A 25,434-nucleotide genomic window follows, 5' to 3' on the forward strand; every position below is an offset into this window, starting at 1 on the left:
GTCGTGTGGCACCTGGCGTGGACCCTGGGCACCTTCCACCACCGACGCGGGCGCCGCCACGACGACCTGACCGCGTGGCGGGCCGCGCTCGACGCCGCGGCGTTCCTGCCCGACGCGACCCACCGCATCGCGGCCCACCGGCTCCTCGGCGACGCCCACGCCGAACTGGGACGGCACGACGAGGCCGTCGCCCACCTGCACGAGGCGCTGGCGCTGGCCGAACACCACCACGACCCCGTCCAGCGGGCCACCACGCACCACGCCATCGCGGAGGCGTGGGAGTCCCAGGGCGACGACCGGCGGGCGCTGGAGCACGTCCACCACGCACTCGACATCTACCGCACCCTCGACCACCCGGTGTGGGAGGCCGAGGCGCTCAACGCGGTGGGCTGGTTCGCCGCCCGCCTGGGCGACTACGACACCGCCCGCGACCACTGCCGGAACGCGCTGACCCTGTGCCGCCGACACCACCACCTGGACGGCGAGGCGGCCACCCTCGACAGCCTGGGCTACATCGAGCACCACACCGGCCGCCACCAGCGAGCCGTCCACCACTACCACCAGGCCCTCGCCCTGTACCGCACCCTGGGCAACGCCAGCGAGGCCGCCAACACCCTCGACAACCTCGGCCACCCCCACGCCGCCCTCGGCACCCACGACCAGGCGCGCGCGGCGTGGCGGGAAGCGGTCGAGCTGTACCGGGAACAGGGCCGTGACGCCGACGCGGAACGCGTGCAGCGGCAGCTCGACGACCTGCACGGTGCGGCGGACGCCGGCCGGGGCACCGCGTGAGCCGTCAGGGGCGGCGGGAGACCGCGCGCGTGATCGGGGTGACGAGTCGGGTGGTGGCGGCGGTCGACGGGTCGGGGGACGTCGTGCGGCTGTGCGGGCCCGGCACCGAGCTGGTGGCGTGGGGTGCCGCGGCACGGGGGTGCACCTCGGAAATGCGGCTGACCAGCTCGGCCAGCGGTGGCGGGTCGTGCGCGAGGGCGTGAACGGCGGGCAGGTGGTGTGCGATCGCGCCGTGCACGGAGAGGCGATCGCCTCCGAACCGCTTGCGGACGGGCTCCTGCGTCGCGATTCCACGCGACGGTCAGTCCCTCGCCAGACGGTAGACGCCTCGGCTCACTCGTTCCAGGTCGTCGTAGGTGGTGGAAGCGTGGTCCGGGGCGTCGCGGCACAGGTGCGAGGTGACCATGGTGCGGACGGTGGACTCGGCGTAGCCGCTGTGCCGCCTGGTCATCTCGGCAACGATCTCGGCCAGCGTGAAGGTGGACGCGCCGGACCTGCCGAGCACGGCTCGCACCGCGTCGAGGATCTCCCGGCGCGCACCTGCCCGAGCGGCGGCAGAACTCGGCGGCGGCGGCGCGGCGGCGACCGGGTTCGGCCACCGACCCAGGTCGGGCCTGCTCGCGCTCGCGCTGTCGACCTGCGGGTCGACGTGGTAGACGGCCAGGCGGAGGGTGTCGTCGACCGGGATGAGTGCGAAACGCGTCGCGGTGACGGGATGCTTGGTCAGGTCGGTGCCGACGGCGATCGACGCCGTCGCGGGCAGGCTCGCGATGGCAGCGGGGGTCAGCGTGACGGTGTCGGTGTCCAGGTCGATTCCGTGCCGCCTCGCGACGCCCGCCATGTACCCGCGCAGGCGGGCTCCCTCGACGTAGACGAAGATCCGGTCGACCTCGCCGGGGTAGGCGGCCAGCCGGTAGAAGTCCTTGAGGACCTCGCCCATGGTCATCGTCCACGGGGCGTTCCACCCGTTCGGTTCTCGGGGGAACTTGAACTCGACCAGCGCCGCCGGACGATCCCGTCCCACCACCAGGTCGACCCGCGAGCCCTTCAACGTCGGGTGCGGTGCCTCGACCCGCAGCCCGGTCGCGTCGACACCCGCCGCCACCAAGGCTCGTGCGGTGGAGAACCGCACCACGTCCTCCGTGAGCACCCCGCGCAGTCCGCTTCGCAGGTGGCCCCGCAGCTCGGCGGCTACCGCCGTCCACACCGCGTCAAGCCACCACGGCCGCGCGCGCGGGCCGCCACCGGCTGCCGCGGGCATCACGTGCTTCCCATTCGCACCACCTATTCCACGTCGTTCCCCGGCGGTGGAGCGTTAGCCGCCGCGACGTCCTGTTCCGGGTTCGCGACATCCCGCCGATAGGGCAGGGCTATGGGGATCGATGCCATCAGGATTTGTGAGCAACCCTCGGACGTGGCAGGCGTCACCTTGGCAGGGTCGAGTTCTCGACTCGTTCAGCAGAGGGGTGACGGTGATGGTGAGCAAAGCGGTCCTGCTGGTTGCGGTACTGGCCTCGGCGGTCGTGGGGGTGCCCGCGGCGGCCTCGGCGGAGTCGGTCTGCGACACGGCGTGGGGGTCGGCGGCGAAGGTGGCCGCGCCCGGCGCGACCGGGGAGATGACCGACCTGCGGGCCGGGCGGCACGACTGCTACGACCGGGTGGTGTTCGACTTCCGGGGTACCAGCGAGGGGTTCCAGGTCGACTACGTGAGCGACGTGCACGAGGACGGATCGGGCAGACTCGTGCCGCTCCGCGGTGGGGCCAAGTTGCGGATCGTCGCGCACTCGCCCGCGTACGACGAGTCGTTCAACCCGACCTACACCTACGCCAACCGCGATGAACTGGTGGACGTGGCCGGGTACCGGACGTTCCGGCAGGTCGCGTGGGCGGGGTCGTTCGAGGGGCAGACGATGGTCGGGCTCGGCGTGCGGGCGCGGCTGCCGTTCCGCGCGTTCACCCTGACCGACAAACTGGTGGTGGACGTCGCGCACACCTGGTGAGCCCGCACGGGTGGTGGGCCGCGTCGCCGCGGCCCACCGCACCGGTCAGTGGACCTTGCGGATCCTGCGGAACGACAACCAGACCAGGCCGCCGCTCAGCACGAGGAACAGCCCGAGTTCCGTCCACTGCAACGGCCAGAAGCTGCTCGCCGAGTGGTACGTCACGCGCTGCCGGTAGCCCGCCTCGGAGGTCTTCGCCAGGCACGTCTCCAACTCGTCCCTGGCGACCCCGGTCGTGTGCAGCTTGATCATGCACGAGGCCAGCACCGGCGGCACCGCGGTCGGGTTGCCCGCCGCGTCCACCAGCGTGTTGTCGATCACCCACGCGTTCTCCGGACCGCGGACACCCACCTCCCGCACCCCGTCCTCGGGGCGGCCCGCGTTCACCAGGTAGACGTACTCCATGTTCTGCGGGGTGATCGCCACCGTCTCCTGCGTGGTGGGCAGCAGCAGGTCGCGCACCACGACCGGCACGGCGATCTGCACCGCGAGGAACACGGCCAGCGTCACGGCCATCGCCGGGAGCACCCGGCGCAGCAGGATCCCCGCGGCCAGACCGAGGGAGAACGCGAACAGCGCGTAGCCCGCGGGCGCCACGCCGCGCGCGCCGAACGTGACCGGGAGCAGGCGGCCCATCGCCTCCTGCGACGCGCCGCCGGCCCACCAGGTCACCGCGAGGCTCGCCAGGCCGGTGAGCAGCGCGGCCGCACCGCCCACGAGCACGACCTTCGTCGCGAGCCACCGCCCCCGCGTGATGCCCTGGTTCCACGCCAGGCTGTGGGTGCCCGCCTCCACCTCGCGCGCCACCATCGGCGCGCCCCAGAACGCGCCGAGCAGCGCGGGGAGCACGAAGATCGCGATGTTCCCCACGTAGTACAGGGAGTTCACGAGCGTGCTGGGGGCCGGGCCCGCCTTGCCCGCGACGGCGAAGAGCACCGCCAGCGCTCCCACCAGACCCACCATGGCGATGCCTTGGACGCGGAACTGCCGCAGGGTCAACCAGGTCATCGTGCCACCTCCAGTGCCCGCGCGGACTGCGCGGCTTCCATGTGGGCCAGCACGAGGTCCTCGATGGACACGTCGCTCACCGTCCACAGGGGATCGTCGATCGGGTTGTCCGCCTGCACCAGCAGGGTCGTCTGCCGCTCGGTGTGGCTCGCGTGCAGCACGTGCGCGCCGGGCACCTCCTCGCGCTCGGTCCGGGGGCCGGTCAGGCGGTGGTGGGTGGCCAGCAGGTCGTCCACGTCGCCCGCCATCCGCACCTGGCCCGTCACCAGCAGCACCAGGTGGTCGCAGACCCGTTCCAGGTCGGCGATCAGGTGCGACGACAGGACCACGCTCATGCCGGTGTCCGCGACGACCTCCATCAGGTCGCTGAGGAAGTTCCTGCGCGCCAACGGGTCCAGCGCGGCCACGGGCTCGTCGAGCAGCAGCAGCTCCGGCCGCTTGGCCACGCACAGCGTGAGCGCCAGCTGCGCGCGCTGACCGCCGGAGAGCGTGCCCGCCTTCTGCCGCGGGTCGAGCCCGAGGGCCGCCACGCGCTTCTCGGCGAGCGCGGCGTCCCAGCGCCGGTTCAGGGCCGCGCCCATCCGCAGGTGCTCTGCCACGGTCAGCTGCGAGTAGGTCGGGGTGTCCTGCGCGACGAACCCGACCTTCTCCAGCTGTTCCCTGCCGCTGCCCGGTGTTCCGCCGCACACCTCGATGGAGCCGGACGTCGGCTCCAGCATGCCCGCCGCGATGGTGAGCAGGGTCGACTTGCCCGCGCCGTTCTGCCCGATCAGGCCCGTCACCCGACCAGCGGGGACGTCGATCGTGCAGTTGTCGAGCGCGGTCCTGCGGTAGCGCTTGGTCAGCGCTGAGGTCCTCACGATTGAGGTCACTGATTCTCCTCGGTGGTGCTGTCGCGGAGGGAAGTGGTGAACAGGGCTTCGATGCCCTCGTCGTCCAGGCCCGCCGCACGTGCCTGCTTCAGCCAGAGGGCCAGGCCGCTGCGCAGCGGTGCCAGGTCCTCTGGCGCGGGGGAGGCCAGGGTGCCGATCACGAAGGTGCCGACGCCGGGGCGCGCGGACACCAGGCCGTCGTGCTCCAGTTCGCGGTAGGCCTTCAGGACCGTATTCGGGTTGATCGCCAGTGCCTTGACCACTTCCTTCACCTTGGGGAGCTGGTCGCCTTGCTGGAGCAGGCCCAGCCGCAACGCGTGCCGCACCTGCTGGACCACCTGCTGGTACGGCGACAGGCCGGACCTCGGGTCCAAGTGGAACTCGATCACTGGGGCGCTCCTGTTTAACTAGGTACCTAGCACTATAGGTGAATAGGCAGAGTCGACGTCAAGTCGGGGGAGCGGCTCAGCCGAGCCGCCGAGGGGAACGGGACCACCGGGTCAGGTCAGCCACGCCCGCCGAGTTCACGACGGCGCCGCGCACCCGGTCAGGGCGGTGGGAGGGCAGGGCGACGGCGCTCGGGAGGGTGTTTCCGGGCAGCGCGATCGCGGCCGTCGGCGGGCCGAGACCCGGTCGAGCCTCGTGACGGCTGCGCCGAGGACGTTCGCCGTCGGGGCGTGCTCCCGGTGCCGGGGCTCGCCGCGGGGTTCGTGCCCGCCACGCCCCTGGCGTGGTCGGAACGAGGCTCAGCCCGTTCCGGACGACCCCGAACCCGCCGCCTCGACGACGTGCGCGGCGGACGTCTGGAGGTGAGCGCTGTCCACGTACCGGCGGACGCGGAACACCCTGCCCTCCCGGAGCGCGCGGACGCCGCGACCCGGTTGCTCACGACGGTGACGGTGCGGGCGGGCCGCCCTCGAACGCCGTCGCGGCCCGCTCACCGCCGGCGCGTGAGGGTCAGCCGGTGTCCGACGGCAGGTCCGGGTCGACCGGCAGGCCGTGGTGGCGGAACAGCGGCGGCAGGAAGCGCAGCATGAGCACCGACCAGGTCAGGTGGGTGATGAGCGGGGCCTGGATGCCGCCCGTCGCCCGGCGTTGCAGGCCGAACAGCGCCCCCATCACGCCCGACGCCAGCACCAGCGACGGGTTGCGGGTCGCGGTGGTCGCCAGCACGTACACCGCCGTGGACGTCACGACGGGACGTCGTCGACCGGCCGCCGCGTACAGCGCGCCGCGGAAGAAGACCTCCTCGGCTGCGCCGTTGAGCAGCGTCGTGGCCAGCACCGGGGCCGTCGAGCCGCGGTCGGCGTAGCGCAGGACCCGCGAGATGGCGCGGTCCAGGAACGGCACGTGCCTGCACACCAGGGCGCACCCGTAGAAGACGCCGAACGCGCCGACGCCCACCAGGACCGGTGTCACGACCGGTCGGCGCAGCGTGTCGCGGTAGCGCACCCGGCCCAGGTGCAGCGGGCCGGACGCGAGGCCGCCGACGACCCACGTGGCCGCGGTCGCCGCGGTCAGGCCGTAGAAGCGGGCCGAGTCCGGTGTGGACGACAGGGACGCGCCGAGCAGCCCGGCACCCGCCAGCGACGTCGCGGCGACCACCCGGCGGCGCCTGTGGAACACCTCGTCGGGCTCGTCGTGCTCGCGCGGGACCTTCTCGACCAGCCAGGCGGGAACCCGTGCGAGCAGCCGCTGCCGCAGCGTCATCCGCGGTCACCGCCGCGCCGGGCCTTGGCCCGCTCGCCCAGCGCGGTGAGCACGGCGGCGTCGAAGTCGGCCGGGGTGAACGGGACCAGCGAGCGGATCGAGTCGTCGCACACCACGACCTCGTTGGCCATCGAGTCGATCAGCGACCGCCCCGTCTGCACGTCCACGTCGGTGACCAGCGCCAGCCACCGCGAGGACAACCCGGGGGTGAGCAGCGGAACGGGCAGCACCGGCACGCGGCGGCCCTCGATCGCGGCGACCCGGCGCAGCATCTCGGCGTACTCCAGGACCTCCGGCCCGCCGATGTCGAACGGCCGCCCCTCGGTCTCCGGCACGCCCAGCACCCCCACGAGGTAGCGCACGACGTCGGCGACGGCGATCGGCTGGCAGCGGGTGCGCACCCAGCGCGGCGCGACCATCGCGGGCAGGTGCTCGACGAGCTGGCGGGTCATCTCCCACGAGATCCCGCCGTGCCCGATGACGATCCCGGCGCGCAGGGTCGTGACCGGCACCCCCGAGCCCGCGAGCAGCGACTCCACCTCCCGGCGGCTGCGCAGGTGCTCGGACAGGTCGTCGGAGTCGTTGCCCAGGCCGCCCAGGTAGACGATCCGGCGCGTCCCGGCGTCCGCCGCGGCCTTGGCGAAGGTCCGGGCGGCCTCGGCGTCGCGGTCGGCGAAGCGCGGGTCGTCCAGCGAGTGGACCAGGTAGTAGGCGACCTCGGCGCCCTCCAGCGCGTCGGCCAGCGAGTCCGGGTCGTGCACGTCGCCCCGGACCGCCGTCCCCGCGCCCCGGTAGTCCTCCGGGTGGCGCGTCATGGCGCGCACGTCGTGCCCCTCCTCCACGAGGACGGGGCAGAGCCTGCCGCCGATGAATCCCGACGCTCCGGTCACGAGTACGCGCACGACCACCAGCCTGTCGCACCGGGCCGGGTTCCGCCGAACGGCGCCGGGCACGCCGCCCGGCCCGCGGCCGGGGCACTACCCTCCCGCGCATGGTCGAAGACGACGCCCTCCGCGCCACCAGGGAGGCCTACGACGCCGCGGCCCCGACCTACGCGCGGCTGTTCCGCGACGCGCTGCGCGACCGGCCGCTCGACCGGGCGATGCTGAGCGTGTTCGCCGAGGTCGTGGGGGACGGCAGGGTCGCGGACCTGGGCTGCGGGCCGGGCGACGTCACCGCCCACCTGGACGGGCTGGGACCGGCGGTGTTCGGCGTCGACGCCTCTCCCGCGATGATCGAGCTGGCCCGCCGGGCCTACCCGCGGCTGCGGTTCGACGTGGGCTCGATGGCCGCGCTCGCCATCGAGGACGACGCGCTGGCCGGCGTGCTCTCGCGGTGGTCCGTCATCCACACCCCGCCGCCGGACCTGCCCGCCGTCCTGGCGGAGTTCCACCGGGTGCTGGCGCCCGGCGGTCACCTCCTGGTGGGGTTCTGGGCGAGCGGGGACCCGGACCACCCGACCGAGGTCTTCGACCACGCGGTCGCGCCCGCCTACCGGTGGTGGCCCGACCACCTCTCGTCGCTGCTGCGCGAGGCCGGGCTGGCCGAGGTGGCGCGGATGGTGCGCGAGCCCCAGCCCGCCGACCGGAGGCAGTTCCAGGAGGTCAACCTGCTCGCCCGCAAGGCACGGCCGGACGCGCTGGACCACGACCTCCCGTCCAGCGGTTGAGCGCGTCCTCCCTCCGCTCCCGAGGACTCCGTTCACCGGTGGGGCCGTCATCGACCGGCGAACGGAGCCGGTACCCACGACCGGGTGGACCGGGCCTGACCACGGCCCGCGAACTCGCCCGTGCCCGGTCCGGCGACCTCGACGTCCTGATCGACAACGCGTGTTGACGTGCCCGCCGCTCGCCCTGCTCGTCGTGGTCGGCACCGACCGGTTCGCCACCGAGTCCCGCCGATCGAGGTCGGGGGTCGGGAATAACGGAGGCCCCGCGATCGTTGGGGTGGGGCATGTCGGACGAAACTGTGGCACTCAGCCCCACCTCGTGGGTGCAGGACCAGACGAAGAAGATCCTGGAGACGGGGACCACGGAGGGGATCAGGGTCCTCGGAGCGCCGATCGTGCTGCTGACGCTGCGCGGTGCGAAGACCGGAGCGCTGCGCTACACGCCCGTCATGCGGGTGGAGCACGACGGCCGGTACGCGGTCGTGGCGTCCAAGGGCGGTGCCGCCGAGCACCCGACCTGGTACTACAACATCAAGGCGCACCCCGAGTTCGCGTTGCAGGACGGGACCGTGACGAAGACCTACGCCGCCCGCGAGGTCGAGGGCGACGAGCGCGCCGAGTGGTGGGAGCGCGCCGTGGCGGCCTTCCCGTCCTACGCGGAGTACCAGACGAAGACCGACCGGCAGATCCCGGTGTTCGTGCTGGAGCCGAAGGACGCCTGACCACCCGCTGAGGCTCGACCCGCGGCCGGGCCGGTGCACCGAGCACCGGCCCGACGCGCGCGGTGCGCGTCACGTCCGGCCGCGCGGCGTCCCCGAAGGGCTCGCGCACCCGGCCGCCCGGACCGGCTGGGCCGCCTTCGAGCACGCCGTCCAGGCCTGGGCCCCCGACCCCTCGCCGGGTGTGGACGCGCAACTCCTCCGAGCCTTCGCCGATCTGCGCGCCCTCTCCGGGGCGGCCCCCGGTCGTCCCGACGGCGACCGCCCGCCCGCGCGGTCAGAGCTGCCCGCGCCCGCGTGGGGTCTCGGTCCTCGACCTGCGGCGGGCCGTGCCGACGGCGAGGTGGTAGGTGTCGGCCACGTCCGCGGCGACGCGGTTCCACGAGTACCGGCTGCGGACGCGGTCGACGCCCGTGGCCGAGTAGATCCCGCGCCGCGTCGGATCGCCGAGCAGGCGCCGCAGGGCCCGGCCGAGCGCGACCGGGGCGCGCGGCGGGACGAGGCTGCCGGTCAGCCCGTCGACCACGATGTCGGCCAGCGCGTCCACCGCCGACGCGATCACCGGGACGCCGCACGCCATCGCCCGCAGGGCGGCGATGCCCGACGGTTCGTGCCGCGGCACGTGCACCGCGATGTCGGACGAGCGCAGCAGCGCGGGCAGGTCCTGGCGCTCGACGCGCCCGAGGAACCGCGTCCGGTCGGCAACGCCGTGGTCGCGCGCGTGCCGGGCGAGCCCGCGCAGCTCGGGTGTCTCGTACCGGAAGGGCGAGCGGAAGGGGCCGACGAACAGCAGTTCGGCGTCGGGAACACCGGCCACCGCCTCGACGACCGCGCGGAAACCGCTGTGGGGCACCAGTTCGCCCAACGCGACCACCCGGCGCAGCGGGCCGCGGACGGCGCGGGGGCCCTCGGGGCTGAACCTGTCGGTGTCGACGCCCCACGGCACCAGCGACACGCTCGTGGCGGGCACCCCGCTGCGCACGAGTCCCCGCTTCTCGTCACCGCTGGCGGTGATGACGTGGTCGGCGGCCAGCGCCATCAGCAGTTCCAGGTTCGCCCGGCCTCCGACGCCCCGGCCGATCTCGCGCTCGACCGCGTGGAGCCCGTGCCGCTCGGCGACCTTGAGCCCGTGGAACGACTGCACGAGCGGCGCGTCGCACTCGCGGACCGCCAGCCCCGACATCCACGAGTGGAGGTGGACGACGTCGGGGACGTGGTCGACCCACCGGTGGTCGAGCCAGGCCGCGAACCCGTCCAGGCAGGACAGCAGGGCCTCCTGCGACAGGGGGAAGGGCGGCCCGGCGGGCACGCGCACGAGCCGGTACCCGCGTCGGGTGCGCGCCACGTCGGGGAGTTCGGGGGAGTCGCGGCGGATGTGCAGCGTGACCGCGTGGCCCGAGCGGCTCAGCGCCGCGGCGAGGTCGGCGATGTGGGTCCGGTACTCCGTCGACTCCGCCTCCCACGACGCGGCGACGAAGTCGATCTCCAGCGGTCGCGGCGCCGTGCGCGTCGCGGAGGCCTTCGACGGCGTCGCGGCGGTGGGGCGGGCCGCCGTCCGGGAGACGACCTCGATGGAGGCGGCGACCTCGTCCAGGCCGGAGCGGCGGGCCAGTTCGGTCAGCCGCGCCCGCGCCCGCTCCTCGTCGAGACCCAGGTCCGCCATCAGGATCCCGAGTGCCTGGCCCACGACGGCCCGGTGGTCGACCTCCTCCGGCCGCCGCGCGGCGGGCACCGCCACGGTGTCCGGGACGGGTGCGGCGTCGTGGTCGACCAGTGCGGAGTGGTCGGCGGGTGCGGGGTGCCCGGCCGGCGCGGGGTGCTCGCTCACCACGCGCAGCGGCACGCCGCGCCGGTCGCACTCCCGGCCGAACGCCAGCAGCACGGCCACGCCCGCGTCGTCCAGCAGCCGGATCCCCGTCAGGTCCACCACGATCGCGCCCGACCCCGCGACCGCCGCGCGGGCGCGGTCGAGGCTTTCGGCGAGGAGACCCGCCGCGGCCGGACCCACCTCGCCCGCCATCGCCAACACCACGTCACCGCTCGAACTCACCGTCAGGTCCACGTGCAGCATGGTGGCCTCCGTCGTTCCGGATCGTGGTCGCCTGAAACGACCGATCGGCCACGGTTGGCTGCTCAATCGGACCGTTTACCAGTCTTATCACCGTCGGTAGTGCTCGGTGTCGGGGAAGGGCATCGCTACCCGGATGGGTGCATACCCCGATGAAGCGGGACCAACCGCACTGCGGACACCTTCGCCGCGGATGCCCTGGCAGGGGTTCCGATGCCGGTCGGCGGGCGGGCCTCGGCCGTGATGTGCGGCACGGCGCCAACGGTCAACAAGATAGGGGTGGTGGCCCCTCGCTCACGGCTTTCGCGACAAAGGGTTGATATCGGACACATTCCGGAATTCGTGGTCACCACGTTATGACCGGCGCTGATGCGGAATTCCATCCCATGTGGCAGCAGTTCGTGTCAACCATCCGGTATTGCCAGTTTTTCGCCATTTCCACCGCGTGCTCGAACATTTGCCCCCACCGCTGTCGCCGTGCATCCTTGCGTTCGGCAACTAGTTGCGCTCGTCAACCAACAGCTCGTCGTGCGGAGGAACACCATGGCTCCCCACAGCTCCGCGAGGCCGAAGGCCGAGCTGGACCTCGCGGACCAGCTCGGCCACGAGCTCGTGCGCTTCGTCCGCCTGATCAACAGAACGAAGTCGCAGGTCATCAAGCAGGGTCCGGACGGGATCGAGCGGATGGCGTACGCGATGCTCTTCACCCTCATCCACGAGGGCCCTCAGCGGGCCAGCTGGCTGGCCGAGTCGCTGCACTCGGAGATCTCCACGATCAGCAGGCAGTCGAGCCTGCTGGTCCAGCACGGGCTGCTCGAACGCCAGTCCGATCCCAAGGACGGCCGGGCCTGCCTGCTGGCGCCCACGGCCGAGGGGCTGCGGGTGTTCGAGGAGAACCGCAAGCAGCGCAACCAGTGGCTGGCCGAGGTGCTGGAGGACTGGGCGGACGACGACCGCCAGAACCTGAACCGGCTGTTCGGCAAGCTCAACGCGGGCATCGAGAAGAACTCCGCGCAGTTCGCGGACAACACCGAGGTGTCACAGGCCAGGGGGGCTTCCACATGACTTCCACCGTCGAAGAACGCGAGCGGGTGTCCGAAGTGGAGGAACCGCCGCGGCTGACCCACCGCCAGATCGTCACGATCCTGAGCGGCCTGGTGTGCGGCATGTTCCTCGCGGCGCTCGACCAGACCATCGTCGGCACCGCGATCGTCGAGATCGCCAACGACCTGGACGGCTTCGACCTCCAGGCGTGGGTGAGCACGGCGTACCTGATCACCTCGACGATCGTCACGCCGATCTACGGCAAGCTGTCCGACATCTACGGCCGCAAGCCGTTCTACCTGGTCGCGATCACGATCTTCGTCGGCGGCTCGCTCGCCTCGACGTTCGCGCAGTCGATGTACGAGCTGGCGGCGTTCCGCGCGGTGCAGGGCCTCGGCGCGGGTGGCCTGATGTCGCTGGCGATGACCATCATCGGGGACATCGTCCCGCCGCGCGAACGCTCGCGCTACCAGGGCTACATCATGACCGTCTTCGGTCTGTCCACGGTGCTCGGACCGGTCCTCGGCGGTCTCCTCGCGGGCTTCGACTCCCTCGGCGGCGTCGCGGGCTGGCGCTGGGTGTTCCTCATCAACGTCCCGATCGGCATCATCGCGCTGATCGTGGTCGCCAAGGTGCTGAACGTGCCGCACGAGCGGCACGACCACCGGATCGACTGGTGGGGCGCGCTGACGCTGGTCGTCGCGGTCGTGCCGTTCCTGCTCGTCGCGGAGCAGGGCCAGAAGTGGGGCTGGGGCGACGAGCGGTCGATCTACTGCTACGCCGTCGGCAGCGCGGGCGTCCTCGCCTTCACCCTGGTCGAACGGGGCATGCGGGACGCGGCGCTGATCCCGTTGCGGCTGTTCAAGAACTCGACGTTCAGCATGGCGATCCTGGGCAGCGTCATCGTCGGCGTCGCGATGTTCGGCGCGATCACGATGATGCCGCAGTTCCTCCAGGTCGTGCAGGGCCACACGCCGACCAAGTCCGGCCTGCTGATGCTGCCGCTCATGGCGGGCATCATGATCAGCTCGATCCTGTCCGGTCTGGTCACGTCGAAGACCGGGCGGTACAAGGTCTTCGCGATCCTCGGCACCGTGCTGATCGCGGGCGGCTCGTTCCTCTTCGCGCAGGTGGACTACGACTCCGCGCTGTGGCACCCGCTGGTCGCCGCCGCCGTCATCGGGCTCGGCCTCGGGCAGTGCATGCAGACGCTGGTCCTCGCCGCGCAGAACGCGGGCCCGCGCAGCGACATGGGTGCCTCCACCGCGTCGGCGACGTTCTTCCGCCAGATCGGTGGCACCGCCGGTGTCGCGGTGTTCCTGACGATCCTGTTCACCGTGCTGCCGGGCAACATCACCAGGGCGTTGGGCGACGAGGTGCCCGCGGGCTCCGGGGACCGGCTCCCGGACCTGGCGAGCAACACCAGCGGCATCCGGGACCTGCCGGAGGCGATCCGCACCCCGGTGCTGATCGGCTTCACCGAGTCGATCACCACCGTGTTCTACGTCGCGGGTGCCGTGGCGCTGCTGGCCACGCTGGTGCTGCTGGCCATGAAGGAGATCCCGCTCGCCGCCGCGGGGGCGGCCCCGGCCCCGACCGGTGTCGAGCCGACCGCGGTCGCGCCCGCCGTCGCCGCTCCCGCCCCCGTCGAACAGGCCGGTGTCGAGCCGATCGCCGTCCCGCGGGCCGACGACGAGCCGACCGAGGTCATGGAGGCGATCAAGGTCGCCGTGGCGGCCGACGGCGGCCCTGCCCTGATCGGCGGGTGGCTCTCGGCACCCGAGGGGTTCGAGCCCGGTGACCACCGCCGCTCCCCGGAGCAGGCACCGCCGCCCGCCGACCGCGGGGGAGCCGCACCCCCGCTCCAGCGGCGGCGCCCGCTCAACCGCTTCGACGGCGCGTTCGGCACCCCGACGCGGGAGCGGCGCCAGGAGGCCCACGGGGCACCGGTGACCGGGCACGTGCGCAGGCAGGACGGCACCCGCGTGCCCGGCGCGGCGGTGGCCCTGCTCGACCGGTTCGGCCGCCAGGTCTCCCGCGGCACAGGCGGCCCCGACGGGAGCTACTCCGTGCGCAGCCGGGGCCCCGGCGACTACGTCCTCATCGTGTCCGCGCAGGGGCACCAGCCGCAGGCCTGGAACGTCGTGGTCGGCGGCGGCCCCGAGGCGGTGGACGTCACGCTGGTCGGCGCGGGCGAGGTGACCGGCACCGTCACGGCGACCGCGACCGGCGCTCCGGTCGCGAACGTGACCGTGACGCTGATCGACTCCCGCGGCGAGGTCAACGGGGCCTCCATCACCACCGCGAACGGCGCCTACGCCTTCCGCGAGGTCGGGGCCGGGACGTACACGCTGATCGTCAGCGGGCCGGGCTTCCGGTCGGCCGCCGTGCCGCTGACGATGCCCGCGGGCGGCGCGCTGCACCACGACGTCGCGCTGCTCAACTCGGTGCTGCTGTCCGGCGTCGCCAGGACGGTGGGCGACAAGGTCGTCCCGGACGCGCGGATCACCGTGCTCGACCGCGACGGCAACGTGGCCGCGGTGGCGTGGACGGACGGCGAGGGCCGGTACGTCGTGCGGGACCTGCCCTCGGGTGCCTACACGGTGGTCGCGAGCGGCTACCCGCCCGCGAGCAGCGAGGTGGTGCTCGCGGACGGCGAGGCCGACCACGACGTGCGCCTCGGTCACGCGCTCGACGCCAGGGCCCCGGCCGGGTCGTAGGACGTCCACAGTGGACGGTCGGGGGGCGCCGCGGCGCGCCCCGACCGCCGTCACCAGTGCCAGGCCTCGCCGCCGACGTTGGTGATCGTCCTCTGCAACACGGAGATGGTGGTCGCGTACTCCTCGGTGGTGATGCCCCGCATCCGCTCCTCGTGCAGCACCTTCTGCACGGCGGCGGCGCGCTCGAACCGCTCGGTCCCGACCTCCGACAGGTGCAGCGCCGCGCCGTCGACCCGGATCCAGCCCTTCTCGACCGCCCCGTCGATGGCCGACTCGATGGCGGCCGGGGTGTCGTTCGACCCGATCGTCTCGACCACCACGGCCCGGTCGACGCCGTCCGGGTACCGGGAGAGCTGGTGGAGCACCCACCACTCCGGTTGTGCCACCCCGCTCTCCTCCAGGGCGCCGCGGATGCGGGCGCGGATCGCCTCTCCCGCGCGGAAGGTCCAGAACCCGATCGGCTGATCAGCGGGTGGCTGCATGGGTGGTCGCGTCATGCGAAGAACGCTAAGACCTCGACCAAAGTAGAGGTCAAGTCGGTGCGCCGGACATCGGCTACGGTGGTCGCGTGCGCTGTTCCGCCGCCGCGCGCACCAGGACCGCCCGCGGGCGGCAGCCGGGCGGGCCGCCGGTTCGTCCCGCCGGAACGGGGAAGCCATGTCCCACCAAGGAGATCCTCGGCACGGAGCACCTGCCGTCGTCCCCGACCGGCTCGCGCGGTCGGCGCGGGCGCTGGGTGCCGTCGGGCGGGCGTGGTTGGCCGACCTGCCCGCCCTGGTCGCGAGCCTGGAGGCCGACTGGTCGATCACCGTCGGCGCGCCGCTGGAGGGTGGTCAGGCCGCGTACGTCGCCGAGGCGGTGACGCGCGCGGGCACGCCGGTCGTGCTCAAGGTGTCGATCCCGCCGGGGATCGACGCGTTCGCCCCCTTCGACCGGGTGCTGTCCGCCCTGCTGCTGGCGGGCGGTGACCCGTACGTCGGGCTGCTCCGCCACGACGTCCCGCGCCAGGCCCTGCTGCTCGAACGCCTCGGCCCACCGATGGCGGACCTGGGCTGGACCGTCGAGAGCCAGGTGGACGCGCTGGCGCGCACCGCCGCCCGCGGGTGGCGCCCGGTCCCGGACGACGGCCGGTTCCCCGACGGTGCGGAGGCGGCCCGCTGGCACGTGGACTTCATCCCCTCGACGTGGGAGGCGCTGGCCCGCCCGTGCCCCGAGGCGGTCGTGGACCTGGCCGTCGCCTGCGCCACCGCCCGCGAGGCCGCCGCCGACCCCGGCCGGGCGGTGCTCGTGCACGGCGACGTGCACGCGTTCAACGCCCTGCGGGGAGCGGGTGCAGGCTTCCGGCTCGTCGACCCGGAGGGGCTCGCCTCCGAACCCGCGCACGACCTCGGCGTGGTCCTGGCCCGCGGTGTGCGGGAGTGGATCGACGGGCTCGCGGCGAGCGACCCGCGGCGGGCGGTCGAGACGATGGCACGGGGCTGCCGGCACCTGGGTCGGCTGGCCGGGGTCGACCCGGAGGCCGTCCGGCAGTGGGCGGTCACCGAGGTGGTCTCCACCGGGCTGTTCCTGTTGGGACTCGGCCACGACGGGGAGGCGGAACCGTACCTCCGCGCGGCGGGCGGGCTCGCCGCGGCGGCCCGGTGACGACCGGCCCGACACCCCAGGAGCGGCGGAGGTTTTCGCGGACGGCCGCCACTGCTCCCCGCGGGTGGACATCGGACCGGGATCGCCGCGGCGGTATGCACGGGAGCGTGATGTCGTTAGCCTGCAACACATGATCGCCACAGTGGTGTGGGGTACCGGGAACGTCGGTCGTGCCGCGATTCGCGCCGTCGACGCCCATCCAGCGCTGAAACTGGCCGCCGTGCTCGTCCACAACCCCGACAAGGTCGGCCGCGACGCGGGCGACCTCGCCGGACTCGACGTGGAACTCGGGATCGCGGCGACCGACGACGTCGACGCGGTGTTGGCCGCGAGCCCCGGTGCCGTGGTGTACGCGGCGTCCGGCGACATCCGGCCCGACGACGCCCTCGCCGACATCACCAGGGCGATCCGGGCCGGTGCCGTGGTCGTCACGCCCTCGCTGTACGCGCTCTACGACCGGCACGGCGCCCCGCCGGAGCTGAGGGACCCGGTGCTGGCCGCCGTCGAGGCGGGCGGGGGTTCGCTGTTCGTCTCCGGTGTGGATCCGGGCTGGGCGAACGACGTGATGCCGTTGCTGGTCAGCGGGTTGGGCAGCGTCGTGGACGGGATCCGCTGCCAGGAGGTCTTCGACTACTCCACCTACGACCAGCCCGACGCGGTGCGGTTCCTGATCGGCTTCGGCCAGCCGATGGACTACCAGGCGCCGATGTTGATGGAGACGGTCCCGACGATGGTGTGGGGCGGGCAGATCCGGCTGATGGCCAGGGCGCTGGGCGTCGAGCTGGACGAGATCCGCGAGACCGTGGACCGGCGCGCGCTCGACGACACGGTGACCACCAGGACCATGGGCGAGTTCGAGGCGGGCACGCAGGGCGCGGTCCGGTTCGAGGTGCAGGGCATCGTCGGCGGTGAGCCGCGCATCGTCGTCGAGCACGTCACGCGCATCCACCCGTCGTGCGCGACGGACTGGCCGCTGCCGCCCTCCGGTTCCGGCGCGCACAAGGTGATCATCGAGGGCCGTCCGCGCATCGAGGTCTCGATCGAGGCCGACGACGAGGGCGAGAACCGGTCCGCGGGAGGCAACGCGACCGCGGTCGGCCGCCTGGTGAACGCCGTCGACTGGCTCGTGGAAGCCGATCCCGGACTGTACGACGCCCTGGACGTCCCGCTCCGCCCCGCGGCGGGCAAGATCGGAAGGACACCGCGATGAACGTCGACATCCCGCCGGGCAAGGACCCCATCGGCTACGTGTGGGGCGAGATGGTCCCCGGCATCGGGGTCGCCGCCTCCAACTTCTCGCTGTCGGTGTACAGCCACACCACCTTGGGGCTGCGCGAGTTCGAGGCGGCGCGGCTGCGGATCGCGCAGATCAACGGGTGTCTGTTCTGCCTGGACTGGCGGACCGACCGGGACGGTCAGAAGGTCGAGGAGGGGTTCGCCGACGCGGTGACCCAGTGGCGCACCACCGACGCCTTCGACGACCGCACCAGGCTGGCCGCGGAGTACGCCGAGCGGTACGCACTGGATCACCACGGTCTCGACGACGAGTTCTGGTCTCGGATGACCGCGCACTACGGCCAGGTGGAGATCGTGGAGCTGAGCATGAGCATCGGCGCCTGGCTCGCGTTCGGCAGGCTGAACCGCGTTCTGGGCCTCGACGCGGCGTGCGTGCTGCCCAAGCCCTGAGGCGGGGTTCGCCCCGGACCACCGTCACAGGTCGGTGGCGATGATCTTCTCGATGTTCCGCTCGGCGAGAGCGGTGATGGTGACGAACGGGTTCACGGTGGTGTTGCCGGGGATCAGCGCGCCGTCGACGACGTAGAGACCGGCGTACCCGTGCAGGCGGCCGTAGTTGTCGGTGGCCCTGTTCAGCACGGCGCCGCCGAGGGGGTGGTAGGTCAGGTGGTCGCCCCAGATCTTGTAGACGCCGAACAGGTCGGTCCGGTAGATCGTCCCCTCCTTGGAATTGATCTTGTCGAAGATCGTTTTGGCGGCGTCGATCGACTGCTGCTTCCACGCGGTCTGCCAGTTCAGGTCGACCCTGCCCGCGGCGGCGTTCCAGGAGAACTCGGCGCGGTGGGTGTTCTTGGTGATCGACAGGTAGAACGAGGCGTAGGTCTCGATCCCGGTCGGTAGCGGCGCGACCTCGGCGAACGCGCCCCCGGCCGCCCAGTTGTCGATCCCGGCGGTGGGGATGGACGACTGGAGGTCGCCGGTCGGGTCCCACAGGTGGTTGGCCCGGCCGCACATGACGTTGCCGTTGTCGCCCCAGCCCTTGCCGACCTCGGCGCTCAGGTTCGGCAGCGCGCCGGTCGACTTCAGCTTGACCAGCAGCTTGCTGGTGCCGACGCTGCCCGCCGCGAAGAACACCCTGGCCGCGGTGACGGCCTTGGTGGTCACCGTGTCGCCGTTGGTGTTGAGCTGGTCCATGGTGACCGTGTAGCCGCCGCCCGTCGCGGGCACGACCGAGGTGACCCTGTGCAGCGGGGAGATGGTGACCCTGCCGGTCGCCCTGACCTTCGCGAGGTAGGTCTTCTGGAGCGACTTCTTGCCGTGGTTGTTGCCGTAGAGGATCTCCCCGGCCAGCGCGGACTTCGTGGCGGTCCCGGCCGCCTCCTGCTTCATGTAGTCCCAGTCGTACACGGTGGGCACGAAGACGAACGGGAAGCCGGACCGCTGGGCGTGCTTGCGGCCGACCCTGGCGTACTGGTAGCACGCGGTGGTGTCGAACCAGGCCGGGTCGATGTAGGCGACCCCGAGTTCGGCGTTGGCGCGCGGGTAGTAGACGTCGTACATCTCCCGCGGGTCCACCGACGGCAGGACGCCGCCGAAGTGCTCGCGCTTGGGCGTGACGGCCATGCCGCCGTTGACGAGCGAGCCGCCGCCGACGCCGCGGCCCTGGTAGACGGTGATGCCGCTGAAGTCCTCGGCGTCGAGGATCCCGGTGTAGCGGGGGATCGTCCGGTCGATCGGGAAGCCCAGGAAGTTGCTCAGCGGCTGCTTCGTCCTGGTCCGGAGCCAGAACGACCGCTGGTCGGGGTTCGTCGTGTTGGCGAAGACCTTGCCGTCCGCGCCGGGGGTGTCCCACGCCATGCCCATCTCGACCATGTGCACGTCGACGCCCGCCTCGGCGAGGCGCAGCGCCGTCACGGAACCGCCGTACCCGGTGCCGATCACCAGGGCGGGGACGGTGGCCGCGTCGGCTATCGCGGTGGGCGCGGAGGCGGCCCCCACCGGTGCCGCTGAAGCCTGGCCGGTGAGGGCCACGGCTCCCAGAATAGAACTTGTTCCAGCGATGAAGGTACGGCGGGAGATTCCCCCGGAGTCATTGTCACACGTCATTGTGCGGGCCATGTGATGTTCCTCACTCTTGACTTATAAGAACAAGTTATACCGGTGCTTGCGTGGTTAGTCACTACCTAGTAGTGCGCCGCCGTGCCCGACTCGCCCCGGTGGGCGTCGAGGACGAACGGCCGCAGCTCACGGGGGACCTCCCCGTGCCAGGGTCTGCCGTCGAGGGCGCACCAGCGGCGGGCGGTCTCCTCGGTGATCACCACGCCGTCGTCGAGCCCGCCCAGCACGAAGCCGTCGGCCAGGCGCAGGAGCGTCCGGTAGGGACTGCGCCGCGGTCCGCCGTCGGGCACGGCGGGGGCGGGAACCGCGCGCACCGGAGCGGACCAGGCGGACAGCAGCGTGGTCGCCGACAGGTGGCCCGCCAGCCACAGGCGGTGGCGCACCACGGTTTCCGGGTCGCGCCCGCCGAGCCCGAACAGGTCTCCGTCGTCGAGCAGGCCCGCGAGGTCCGGGTGGTTCGCCATCCGGCGCCACAGGAACTTGTCGCCGAGGTAGAGGTCGTCCAGCCCGACCAGCGCGACCTCCAGCGCGCACCGCAGGGTCGCCTCCGCCGCGGCCAGCGCGGTCAGGTGGTCCCCGGTCCGCACCGCGCCCGACGCGTCCTCCAGCAGCGAGGTCTGCCGCGCCGACCACATCGCCATCAGCCACCGCCGCAGCACGGTGCGGTCCAGCCCGGCCAGGAGGTCGTGGCCCGCCGCCGTGGCGAAGACCCGCTCGCCGATGACCAGCCGGATCGTGCGCGACCAGTCGTAGTACTCGTACTGGGTGGCCCACAGGTCCCTGCGGTCGGCGATCCGCACCGGGAACCCCGCCAGCCGCTCCCCGAAGCCGCGGACCTGCGGCACCGTCAGCGGGTTCACGTCGATCCGCACGCCGTAGCGCTCCTCCAGCTCCGCCGACGGGGGCAGGTGGGCCCGGAACGCGGTCCTGGTCTCCTCGTCGGGCAGCAGCACGTACACGTCCAGGTCCGACTCGGCGTGCCCGAGGCCCGCCGCCCGGCTGCCGCTGAGCACGACCGCCCCGATCCGCTCCCGGTGGGGGAGGCGGGTCGCGAGGAGGTCCGCGGCGACCTCCCGGTGCCGCGCGGTGAACCCGCGGTCCGGTGTCACGCCAGCTCCTCGCCGATCAGGGACAGCGCCGCCCGGACGTTCTCCTCGACGGGCCGGTCGGTCATGTCGACCGTCAGCCACCCCCGGTCGGCCGCCACGGTGGCGTAGAGCTGCTGCGCGCGGTGCTGGAACGAGGTGAACGTCGCCCGCGGCCGTCCCGCCAGGCCCAGGTGCTCGGAGAAGCCGAACCGGCCGTGCTGGGCCAGCCGCCGCCGGGAGGCCAGCGCGGGCTCGCCGCGGACGAACACCCCGAGCGTCGGCCGGGGGAGCACCTCGGTGGCGTAACCGAGGAAACGGGTGCCGTCCCCGCCCGCCGCCTCGGCGATCAGCGCCGCCTTCACGGCGGTCTTCAGCCCGTGGCCGTCCTGCACCAGCACCTCGCCCCCGGCCAGCGCGGGCGCCACGACGAGCTGGTGCAGCAGGAGTTCGGCGGACACGCCCAGCAGCCCGGCCGCCAGGATCGAGGCCGGGTCGTTCGAGGCCACCGGGATCGACCCCAGGGCCTCGTCCGGGTCCTCGACGTCGGCGGGCACCAGCGGCAGCGCCGGGTCGCCGCCGGGTGTCCTCGCGCCCGCGTACGCCGCCTGGAGGGCCGAGCGGTACACGGTGCGCAGCAGCGGGACGTCGGAGTCGGCCCGCAGGTAGTCCTTGAGGGAGACCAGCCGCACCCGCTCGCCCTCCTGCCGCAGCCGGGTCGCCAGGGCGGACGCGAGCGTCGACTTCCCGGCGCCGTCGATCCCCAGGAACGCGATGTGGCAACGCATCGCCCGAGCCTGTCCGGGTGCGCGCCCGGCCACATCGCCCATCCTGCTAGGGCGGCCACCGCACCGGGGACGTCCCGGCCGGACGACCGGCGACGGCGGTGTGCGCGGTGGCAGGCGTCGACCCGGTGCGCGCGGGGCCCACCCCGCTCACCGACGCCGGGGCGGTGGACCCGGCGAGTCCGTTCGGTGCGTCCGGGGTGTTCGAGAGGGCGGGTTCACGCCCGCGGCGCTGGAGGTCTGGCGCGGTTCACCGGTCCCCGCGCAGGTAGCGGGTGACCATGGCGACCAGCTCGTCCTCGAACGTCTCGACGGGGGTGGTGCGCGGGGCCGCCATGAACTTGTGCGTGTTGATCTCCACCGTGAGCAGGATGATCTCCGCGGCCACGGTGGGGTCGCCCACGCGCACGTCCGGGTGCCGGACGATGACGTCGCGGAGCTGGGCCGTGCGCCGCGTGCCGTGCCGGTCGATCGTGTCGCGCAGCTCCTGGGAGACCGGCGCCTCCTCGATCATCACCCGGAGCAGTTGGGGGTCGTCGCCGTGGTTGTCGATCGCGTCGCGGACGAGGGCCCTGACCGTCGCCCCCAGCGTCCCCGGCGAGAGGTCGAGGTCGTCGGCGCCGGTCCAGGTGCCGCGGTCGATGTGCCGGATCAGCAGTTCGGCGAGGATCGCGTCCTTGTTCGGGAAGTACTGGTACAGCGAGCCGATGGAGATGCGGGCGCGCTCGGCGATGCGGTTCGTGGTGCCCGCGGCGTAGCCGTGCTCGGCGAAAATGTGAGCAGCCGCGGTGAGGATGCGGTCGCGCGTGAGTTCGGCACGCACCTGGCGGGGCTTGCGACGTGGCTCTAGGCGGCGGTCGGCCGACGGCATCCGAGTCCTCCCGGCGGTGGGCAAAAGCGAGTGGAAAATATCTGAGCTAATGCTCACAATAGTCCTATGAGCTGCGGAAACAAAACTTCAGGTGGCGCCTCGTGAGCCAGCCCCAGCTATCGCCGCACCGCATGACGACGGTCGACGAGGTCGAGGCGGCCCTCGGGCGGCCCCCGTCGATGATCAAGCTGAAGCAGATCAGCGCGCTCGACGAGGGGTGCCGGGCCGTCCTGGCGCACTGCCCGCTCGCGGGCTTCGGCTACCGCGACGCCGACGGCGTCCCCCGCACGACGTTCATCGGCGGCGCGCCGGGCTTCGTGCGCGTCCACTCGCCCACGCAGATCTCGTTCACCCTGCCCGACGGGCGCGCGCACGGCCCGGTGTCGTTCGTGTTCCTGCTGCCGGGGGTGGGGGAGACGTTGCGCGTCAACGGTTCCGCGGTCGAGCGGACGGGCGCCGAGACGGTCGTCGACGTGGAGGAGGCGTACGTCCACTGCGCACAGGCCGTCATCCGGTCGCGCCTGTGGCAGCCCTCCGCTCCCGCGGGACCCGCGCCGGAGGTCGTGGGGGAGGGGCCGCTGCGTGGACCCGGCGTCGCGGACTTCCTGGCCGCCGCACCGTTCCTCGCACTGTCCACCTGGGACGGATCGGGCGGCGGCGACACCAGTCCGCGCGGGGACCAGCCGACCGTCGCGCGCGTCCTCGACGGCCGGACGCTCGTCATCGCGGACCGCAGGGGCAACAAGCGCGCGGACAGCCTGCGCAACCTCCTCCAGGACGACCGGCTGTCGTTCGCCGCCCTCGTCCCCGGCCGGACCGGCGTGCTGCACGTCAGCGGCCGGGGCTCCATCACGGACGACCCGGCGCTGCTGGCGACGATGGCCCTGCGGGGCACACCCCCGCACGCCGCGCTGCTCGTCGACGTCGACCGCGCCGAGGTGACGGCCAACGACGCCGTGGCGCGCTCGCGCGTGTGGACCGCCGCGCCTCCCGAGCGGGGCGCGGTGCCGGACCTGATGGTGCTGGCGGGCGACCACCTCGCCGCGAACGTGGCCGCCGCCGAGAAGGGCATGCTCGCCCGCGTGCTCAAGGGCGTCGCGGGCGTGCCGGGGATCGGCGGGCTGCTGAGGCGGGTGATGAACCTCGCCTACCGGTCCGGGCTGCGGAAGGAGGGCTACGACGACGTGGAGGTCGACGCGCGGCCGACCGCCCCCGCCGTCCACCCCGCGGTGAACCGCCCGCGGGAGGTGCGGATCGCCGAGGTGCGCCGGGAGACGCCCGACGCGGTCACCCTGGTGCTGGAGGACGCCGACGGTCCGGGCACCTTCGACTTCCGGCCCGGCCAGTTCTTCACGCTGGTCGCCGACGTCGACGGCAGGCCGGTGCGCCGCGCCTACTCCGCGTCGTCGGCGCCGGGGGCGTCCCGGCTGGAGGTCACGGTCAAGCACGTCGACGGCGGCCGGTTCTCGACCCACGTCCACCGGACCCTGCGCGTGGGCGACCGGCTGGCGCTGCGCGGCCCGTCGGGGTCGTTCCACGTCGACGCGGCGGCGGGCCACGAGGTCGTCCTGGTCGCGGCGGGCAGCGGTGTCACGCCGATGATGAGCGTGATCCGCACCCTGCTGGCGGCACCGGGGGCGGGCCGGGTCGCGCTGCTGTGCAGCGACCGCCGCGAGGAGGACGTCATCTTCGCGGGCGAACTCCTCCGGCTGGCGGGGGAGAACCCGGAGCGGCTGACGGTCACCCACGTCCTGACCGGGCAGCGCGGACGGCTCGACGCCGAGGGCGTGCGCGACTGGCTCGCCGAACTGCGACCCGCGCGGGACGCCCGGTTCTACCTGTGCGGGCCCGAGCCGCTGATGGACACCGTCCAGGGTGTCCTGACCGGACTCGGCGTGCCCGACGACCGCGTGCACCGCGAGCGCTACACCAGCGGGGCCGACCCGGCGGGTGCGGCCACCGCGCCGCAGGAGATGGTCGTCCAGGACGGGACGAGCCCGGTCGGCTCCGCGGTGGTCGAGCCCGGCCAGACGATGCTCGACGCCGGGCTCGCGGCGGGGCTGCCGATGCCGTACTCGTGCACGGTCGGCAACTGCGGGGACTGCGCGGTGAAGCTGCGCGGCGGGGAGGTGGCGATGAACGAGCCGAACTGCCTGACACCGCGGCAGAAGGCCGACGGCTACGTGCTGACGTGCGTCGGCCGCCCGCTGTCCGGGGTCGCGCTGGACATCGCGGAGCCCTGACGGGTGCGGCTCACGGCTGCCGCCTCGACGTCGTGAGCCCCAGGATCAGCACGTCGAGGGCGGAGTCGACGGCCGCGTCCCGCTCGGCCTCCGGCAGGTTCGGCTGGAGGTCGAGCAGGATCGTGGACAGGCCGTGGACCGTCGCCCAGCAGGCCATCACCGCGGCCTGCACCGTCCCCGGCGTCGTGTAGCCCGCCTCGGTCAGCCGGGAGAGCGCGTCCAGGACCACCGTGTCGGGTTTGGGGCGGTCCTCGTAGCTCGGATCCGCGGTGTCCTCGACGAAACCGGGTGTCTTCGTGCCCGCGGGATCGCCGCCCATGGCCGTGGCGAAGAGGCCGGGCTCGTCCAGGGCGAACCGCACGTAGGCGCGGCCGACCTCGCGCAGGTACGCCTTCGCGGCCTCCGCCGGGTCGGCGGGCTCCTCGAACCGGGCGAGCCGGGCGAGCATCGCGCCGCCCATCTCGCGCAGCGCCTTCTGGGCCACGGCGCGCTTCAGCGCGCCCAGCGTCGCGAAGTGGCCGTAGGCGGAGTTCGGCGCGACGCCGACGACCCTGGCCACCTCCCGCAGGACGACCGCGTGCGGACCACCCGTGCGGGCCAGTTCCACGCCCGCTTCGACGAGCGCCGCCCGCAGGTCACCGTGGTGGTAGGTGGTGCGCTTCCGTCGCTGTTCCATGGGGAGATCCTGACACGCGCGGACGTGCCCCCCGTCCCGGCGGGCTGCCGTCGACGTCCTGCCGGGAGGGTTCGAGGACGTGGGGCCGCCACTTGACAACCGCGCGCCGCGCGAGTGAAACTCACACTGTCCAGATTGCATCCGGAACGCCGCGTCGTCGACCGCGCAGCCCTC

The 25,434-nt window shown here is 72.9% G+C and carries 24 protein-coding genes; 10 read left to right on the top strand and 14 right to left on the bottom strand.

The annotated features are described in order from the left end of the window. The coding region (locus tag VFZ92_RS01635) for a tetratricopeptide repeat protein (protein WP_330873843.1) at positions 1-792 on the top strand (792 nt) is incomplete at its 5' end. Positions 793-796: 4 nt separating this feature from the next. Here the strand turns inward: VFZ92_RS01635 and VFZ92_RS01640 are convergent. Beyond that, positions 797-1,030 carry a hypothetical protein gene (locus VFZ92_RS01640; protein ID WP_330873844.1) on the bottom strand — a complete coding sequence of 78 codons (234 nt, stop codon included), beginning with the start codon at positions 1,028-1,030 and terminating at the stop codon, positions 797-799. 63 nt (positions 1,031-1,093) lie between these two features. Next, a complete protein-coding gene (locus tag VFZ92_RS01645; protein ID WP_330873845.1) occupies positions 1,094-2,053 on the bottom strand; it encodes a DUF7669 domain-containing protein in 960 nt (319 codons plus the stop codon). A gap of 214 nt (positions 2,054-2,267) precedes the next feature. On the opposite strand from VFZ92_RS01645, the gene VFZ92_RS01650 reads away from it, so the two are divergent. After that, positions 2,268-2,792, top strand: a complete 525-nt coding sequence (locus VFZ92_RS01650; RefSeq protein ID WP_330873846.1) for an AMIN-like domain-containing (lipo)protein — start codon at positions 2,268-2,270, stop codon at positions 2,790-2,792. A gap of 45 nt (positions 2,793-2,837) precedes the next feature. On the opposite strand, the gene VFZ92_RS01655 is transcribed toward VFZ92_RS01650, so the two are convergent. The 5 genes from VFZ92_RS01655 to VFZ92_RS01675 form a co-directional block, all read right to left on the bottom strand. Beyond that, entirely contained in the window at positions 2,838-3,800 is a 963-nt protein-coding gene (locus VFZ92_RS01655; protein WP_330873847.1) for an ABC transporter permease, read from the bottom strand. After that, a complete protein-coding gene (locus VFZ92_RS01660; protein ID WP_330873848.1) occupies positions 3,797-4,672 on the bottom strand; it encodes an ABC transporter ATP-binding protein in 876 nt (291 codons plus the stop codon). Before VFZ92_RS01660 ends, VFZ92_RS01655 begins: the two co-directional genes overlap by 4 nt. Further along, complete coding sequence (locus tag VFZ92_RS01665) at positions 4,669-5,061, bottom strand: GntR family transcriptional regulator (protein ID WP_330873849.1); 393 nt, start codon at positions 5,059-5,061, stop codon at positions 4,669-4,671. The genes VFZ92_RS01660 and VFZ92_RS01665 overlap by 4 nt, the downstream gene beginning before the upstream one ends. 568 nt (positions 5,062-5,629) lie before the next feature. Beyond that, positions 5,630-6,382, bottom strand: coding sequence for a type II CAAX endopeptidase family protein (locus VFZ92_RS01670; RefSeq protein WP_330873850.1), 753 nt, complete (start codon positions 6,380-6,382; stop codon positions 5,630-5,632). Then, a complete protein-coding gene (locus VFZ92_RS01675) occupies positions 6,379-7,284 on the bottom strand; it encodes an NAD(P)H-binding protein (RefSeq protein ID WP_330873851.1) in 906 nt (301 codons plus the stop codon). The genes VFZ92_RS01670 and VFZ92_RS01675 overlap by 4 nt, the downstream gene beginning before the upstream one ends. Before the next feature lie 89 nt (positions 7,285-7,373). Between VFZ92_RS01675 and VFZ92_RS01680 the strand changes: the two genes are divergently transcribed. Together VFZ92_RS01680 and VFZ92_RS01685 are read left to right on the top strand one after the other, a co-directional pair. Beyond that, positions 7,374-8,051, top strand: coding sequence for a class I SAM-dependent methyltransferase (locus VFZ92_RS01680; RefSeq protein WP_330873852.1), 678 nt, complete (start codon positions 7,374-7,376; stop codon positions 8,049-8,051). A gap of 284 nt (positions 8,052-8,335) precedes the next feature. Further along, entirely contained in the window at positions 8,336-8,773 is a 438-nt protein-coding gene (locus tag VFZ92_RS01685) for a nitroreductase family deazaflavin-dependent oxidoreductase (RefSeq protein WP_330873853.1), read from the top strand. A 274-nt stretch (positions 8,774-9,047) separates the two neighbouring features. Here VFZ92_RS01685 and VFZ92_RS01690 read toward each other — a convergent pair whose 3' ends face one another. Then, a complete protein-coding gene (locus VFZ92_RS01690; protein WP_330873854.1) occupies positions 9,048-10,841 on the bottom strand; it encodes a glycosyltransferase in 1,794 nt (597 codons plus the stop codon). A 540-nt stretch (positions 10,842-11,381) separates the two neighbouring features. On the opposite strand from VFZ92_RS01690, the gene VFZ92_RS01695 reads away from it, so the two are divergent. Together VFZ92_RS01695 and VFZ92_RS01700 are read left to right on the top strand one after the other, a co-directional pair. After that, a complete protein-coding gene (locus tag VFZ92_RS01695) occupies positions 11,382-11,903 on the top strand; it encodes a MarR family winged helix-turn-helix transcriptional regulator (RefSeq protein ID WP_330873855.1) in 522 nt (173 codons plus the stop codon). Next, positions 11,900-14,602, top strand: a complete 2,703-nt coding sequence (locus VFZ92_RS01700; RefSeq protein ID WP_330873856.1) for a DHA2 family efflux MFS transporter permease subunit — start codon at positions 11,900-11,902, stop codon at positions 14,600-14,602. Before VFZ92_RS01695 ends, VFZ92_RS01700 begins: the two co-directional genes overlap by 4 nt. 50 nt (positions 14,603-14,652) lie before the next feature. On the opposite strand, the gene VFZ92_RS01705 is transcribed toward VFZ92_RS01700, so the two are convergent. Continuing rightward, on the bottom strand, positions 14,653-15,099 hold the full coding sequence (locus VFZ92_RS01705; RefSeq protein ID WP_330873857.1) for a hypothetical protein: 447 nt from the start codon (positions 15,097-15,099) through the stop codon (positions 14,653-14,655). Positions 15,100-15,259: 160 nt separating this feature from the next. Between VFZ92_RS01705 and VFZ92_RS01710 the strand changes: the two genes are divergently transcribed. The 3 genes from VFZ92_RS01710 (at position 15,260) to VFZ92_RS01720 (ending at position 17,932) form a co-directional block, all read left to right on the top strand. Continuing rightward, entirely contained in the window at positions 15,260-16,246 is a 987-nt protein-coding gene (locus VFZ92_RS01710; RefSeq protein ID WP_330873858.1) for an aminoglycoside phosphotransferase family protein, read from the top strand. Positions 16,247-16,376: 130 nt separating this feature from the next. Beyond that, positions 16,377-17,456, top strand: a complete 1,080-nt coding sequence (locus tag VFZ92_RS01715) for a dihydrodipicolinate reductase (protein ID WP_330873859.1) — start codon at positions 16,377-16,379, stop codon at positions 17,454-17,456. Further along, positions 17,453-17,932: a carboxymuconolactone decarboxylase family protein gene (locus VFZ92_RS01720; protein WP_330873860.1), complete on the top strand. Its 480-nt coding sequence runs from the start codon at positions 17,453-17,455 to the stop codon at positions 17,930-17,932. Before VFZ92_RS01715 ends, VFZ92_RS01720 begins: the two co-directional genes overlap by 4 nt. Before the next feature lie 24 nt (positions 17,933-17,956). Here VFZ92_RS01720 and VFZ92_RS01725 read toward each other — a convergent pair whose 3' ends face one another. The 4 genes from VFZ92_RS01725 to VFZ92_RS01740 all read right to left on the bottom strand — a co-directional run bounded on the left by VFZ92_RS01725 (position 17,957) and on the right by VFZ92_RS01740 (position 22,293). Then, positions 17,957-19,588, bottom strand: a complete 1,632-nt coding sequence (locus VFZ92_RS01725; RefSeq protein ID WP_414719787.1) for a GMC oxidoreductase — start codon at positions 19,586-19,588, stop codon at positions 17,957-17,959. 77 nt (positions 19,589-19,665) lie between these two features. Next, positions 19,666-20,709 (bottom strand): nucleotidyltransferase domain-containing protein, encoded by a 1,044-nt coding sequence (locus tag VFZ92_RS01730; protein WP_330873861.1) that lies wholly within the window; start codon positions 20,707-20,709, stop codon positions 19,666-19,668. Beyond that, positions 20,706-21,473 (bottom strand): hypothetical protein, encoded by a 768-nt coding sequence (locus VFZ92_RS01735; RefSeq protein ID WP_330873862.1) that lies wholly within the window; start codon positions 21,471-21,473, stop codon positions 20,706-20,708. Before VFZ92_RS01735 ends, VFZ92_RS01730 begins: the two co-directional genes overlap by 4 nt. A 247-nt stretch (positions 21,474-21,720) precedes the next feature. Beyond that, positions 21,721-22,293 (bottom strand): TetR/AcrR family transcriptional regulator, encoded by a 573-nt coding sequence (locus tag VFZ92_RS01740; protein ID WP_330873863.1) that lies wholly within the window; start codon positions 22,291-22,293, stop codon positions 21,721-21,723. Positions 22,294-22,472: 179 nt separating this feature from the next. Between VFZ92_RS01740 and VFZ92_RS01745 the strand changes: the two genes are divergently transcribed. Continuing rightward, entirely contained in the window at positions 22,473-24,584 is a 2,112-nt protein-coding gene (locus VFZ92_RS01745; RefSeq protein WP_330873864.1) for a 2Fe-2S iron-sulfur cluster-binding protein, read from the top strand. A 10-nt stretch (positions 24,585-24,594) separates the two neighbouring features. Here VFZ92_RS01745 and VFZ92_RS01750 read toward each other — a convergent pair whose 3' ends face one another. After that, positions 24,595-25,260: a TetR/AcrR family transcriptional regulator gene (locus VFZ92_RS01750; RefSeq protein ID WP_330873865.1), complete on the bottom strand. Its 666-nt coding sequence runs from the start codon at positions 25,258-25,260 to the stop codon at positions 24,595-24,597. Positions 25,261-25,434 lie beyond the last annotated feature (174 nt).

The sequence above is a fragment of the Umezawaea sp. genome, assembly GCF_036375055.1.
Taxonomy (GTDB): domain Bacteria; phylum Actinomycetota; class Actinomycetes; order Mycobacteriales; family Pseudonocardiaceae; genus Umezawaea.

What these genes read in the sequence shown, in the direction of transcription:
- VFZ92_RS01725 (WP_414719787.1), bottom strand. Translation starts at nt 19,588, where the DNA reads ATGACGTGTGACAATGACTCCGGGGGAATCTCCCGCCGTACCTTCATC.
- VFZ92_RS01710 (WP_330873858.1), top strand. Translation starts at nt 15,260, where the DNA reads ATGTCCCACCAAGGAGATCCTCGGCACGGAGCACCTGCCGTCGTCCCC.
- VFZ92_RS01650 (WP_330873846.1), top strand. Translation starts at nt 2,268, where the DNA reads ATGGTGAGCAAAGCGGTCCTGCTGGTTGCGGTACTGGCCTCGGCGGTC.
- VFZ92_RS01700 (WP_330873856.1), top strand. Translation starts at nt 11,900, where the DNA reads ATGACTTCCACCGTCGAAGAACGCGAGCGGGTGTCCGAAGTGGAGGAA.
- VFZ92_RS01735 (WP_330873862.1), bottom strand. Translation starts at nt 21,473, where the DNA reads ATGCGTTGCCACATCGCGTTCCTGGGGATCGACGGCGCCGGGAAGTCG.
- VFZ92_RS01720 (WP_330873860.1), top strand. Translation starts at nt 17,453, where the DNA reads ATGAACGTCGACATCCCGCCGGGCAAGGACCCCATCGGCTACGTGTGG.
- VFZ92_RS01670 (WP_330873850.1), bottom strand. Translation starts at nt 6,382, where the DNA reads ATGACGCTGCGGCAGCGGCTGCTCGCACGGGTTCCCGCCTGGCTGGTC.
- VFZ92_RS01695 (WP_330873855.1), top strand. Translation starts at nt 11,382, where the DNA reads ATGGCTCCCCACAGCTCCGCGAGGCCGAAGGCCGAGCTGGACCTCGCG.
- VFZ92_RS01715 (WP_330873859.1), top strand. Translation starts at nt 16,377, where the DNA reads ATGATCGCCACAGTGGTGTGGGGTACCGGGAACGTCGGTCGTGCCGCG.
- VFZ92_RS01745 (WP_330873864.1), top strand. Translation starts at nt 22,473, where the DNA reads ATGACGACGGTCGACGAGGTCGAGGCGGCCCTCGGGCGGCCCCCGTCG.
- VFZ92_RS01705 (WP_330873857.1), bottom strand. Translation starts at nt 15,099, where the DNA reads ATGACGCGACCACCCATGCAGCCACCCGCTGATCAGCCGATCGGGTTC.
- VFZ92_RS01680 (WP_330873852.1), top strand. Translation starts at nt 7,374, where the DNA reads ATGGTCGAAGACGACGCCCTCCGCGCCACCAGGGAGGCCTACGACGCC.
- VFZ92_RS01685 (WP_330873853.1), top strand. Translation starts at nt 8,336, where the DNA reads ATGTCGGACGAAACTGTGGCACTCAGCCCCACCTCGTGGGTGCAGGAC.
- VFZ92_RS01645 (WP_330873845.1), bottom strand. Translation starts at nt 2,053, where the DNA reads ATGCCCGCGGCAGCCGGTGGCGGCCCGCGCGCGCGGCCGTGGTGGCTT.
- VFZ92_RS01690 (WP_330873854.1), bottom strand. Translation starts at nt 10,841, where the DNA reads ATGCTGCACGTGGACCTGACGGTGAGTTCGAGCGGTGACGTGGTGTTG.
- VFZ92_RS01655 (WP_330873847.1), bottom strand. Translation starts at nt 3,800, where the DNA reads ATGACCTGGTTGACCCTGCGGCAGTTCCGCGTCCAAGGCATCGCCATG.
- VFZ92_RS01750 (WP_330873865.1), bottom strand. Translation starts at nt 25,260, where the DNA reads ATGGAACAGCGACGGAAGCGCACCACCTACCACCACGGTGACCTGCGG.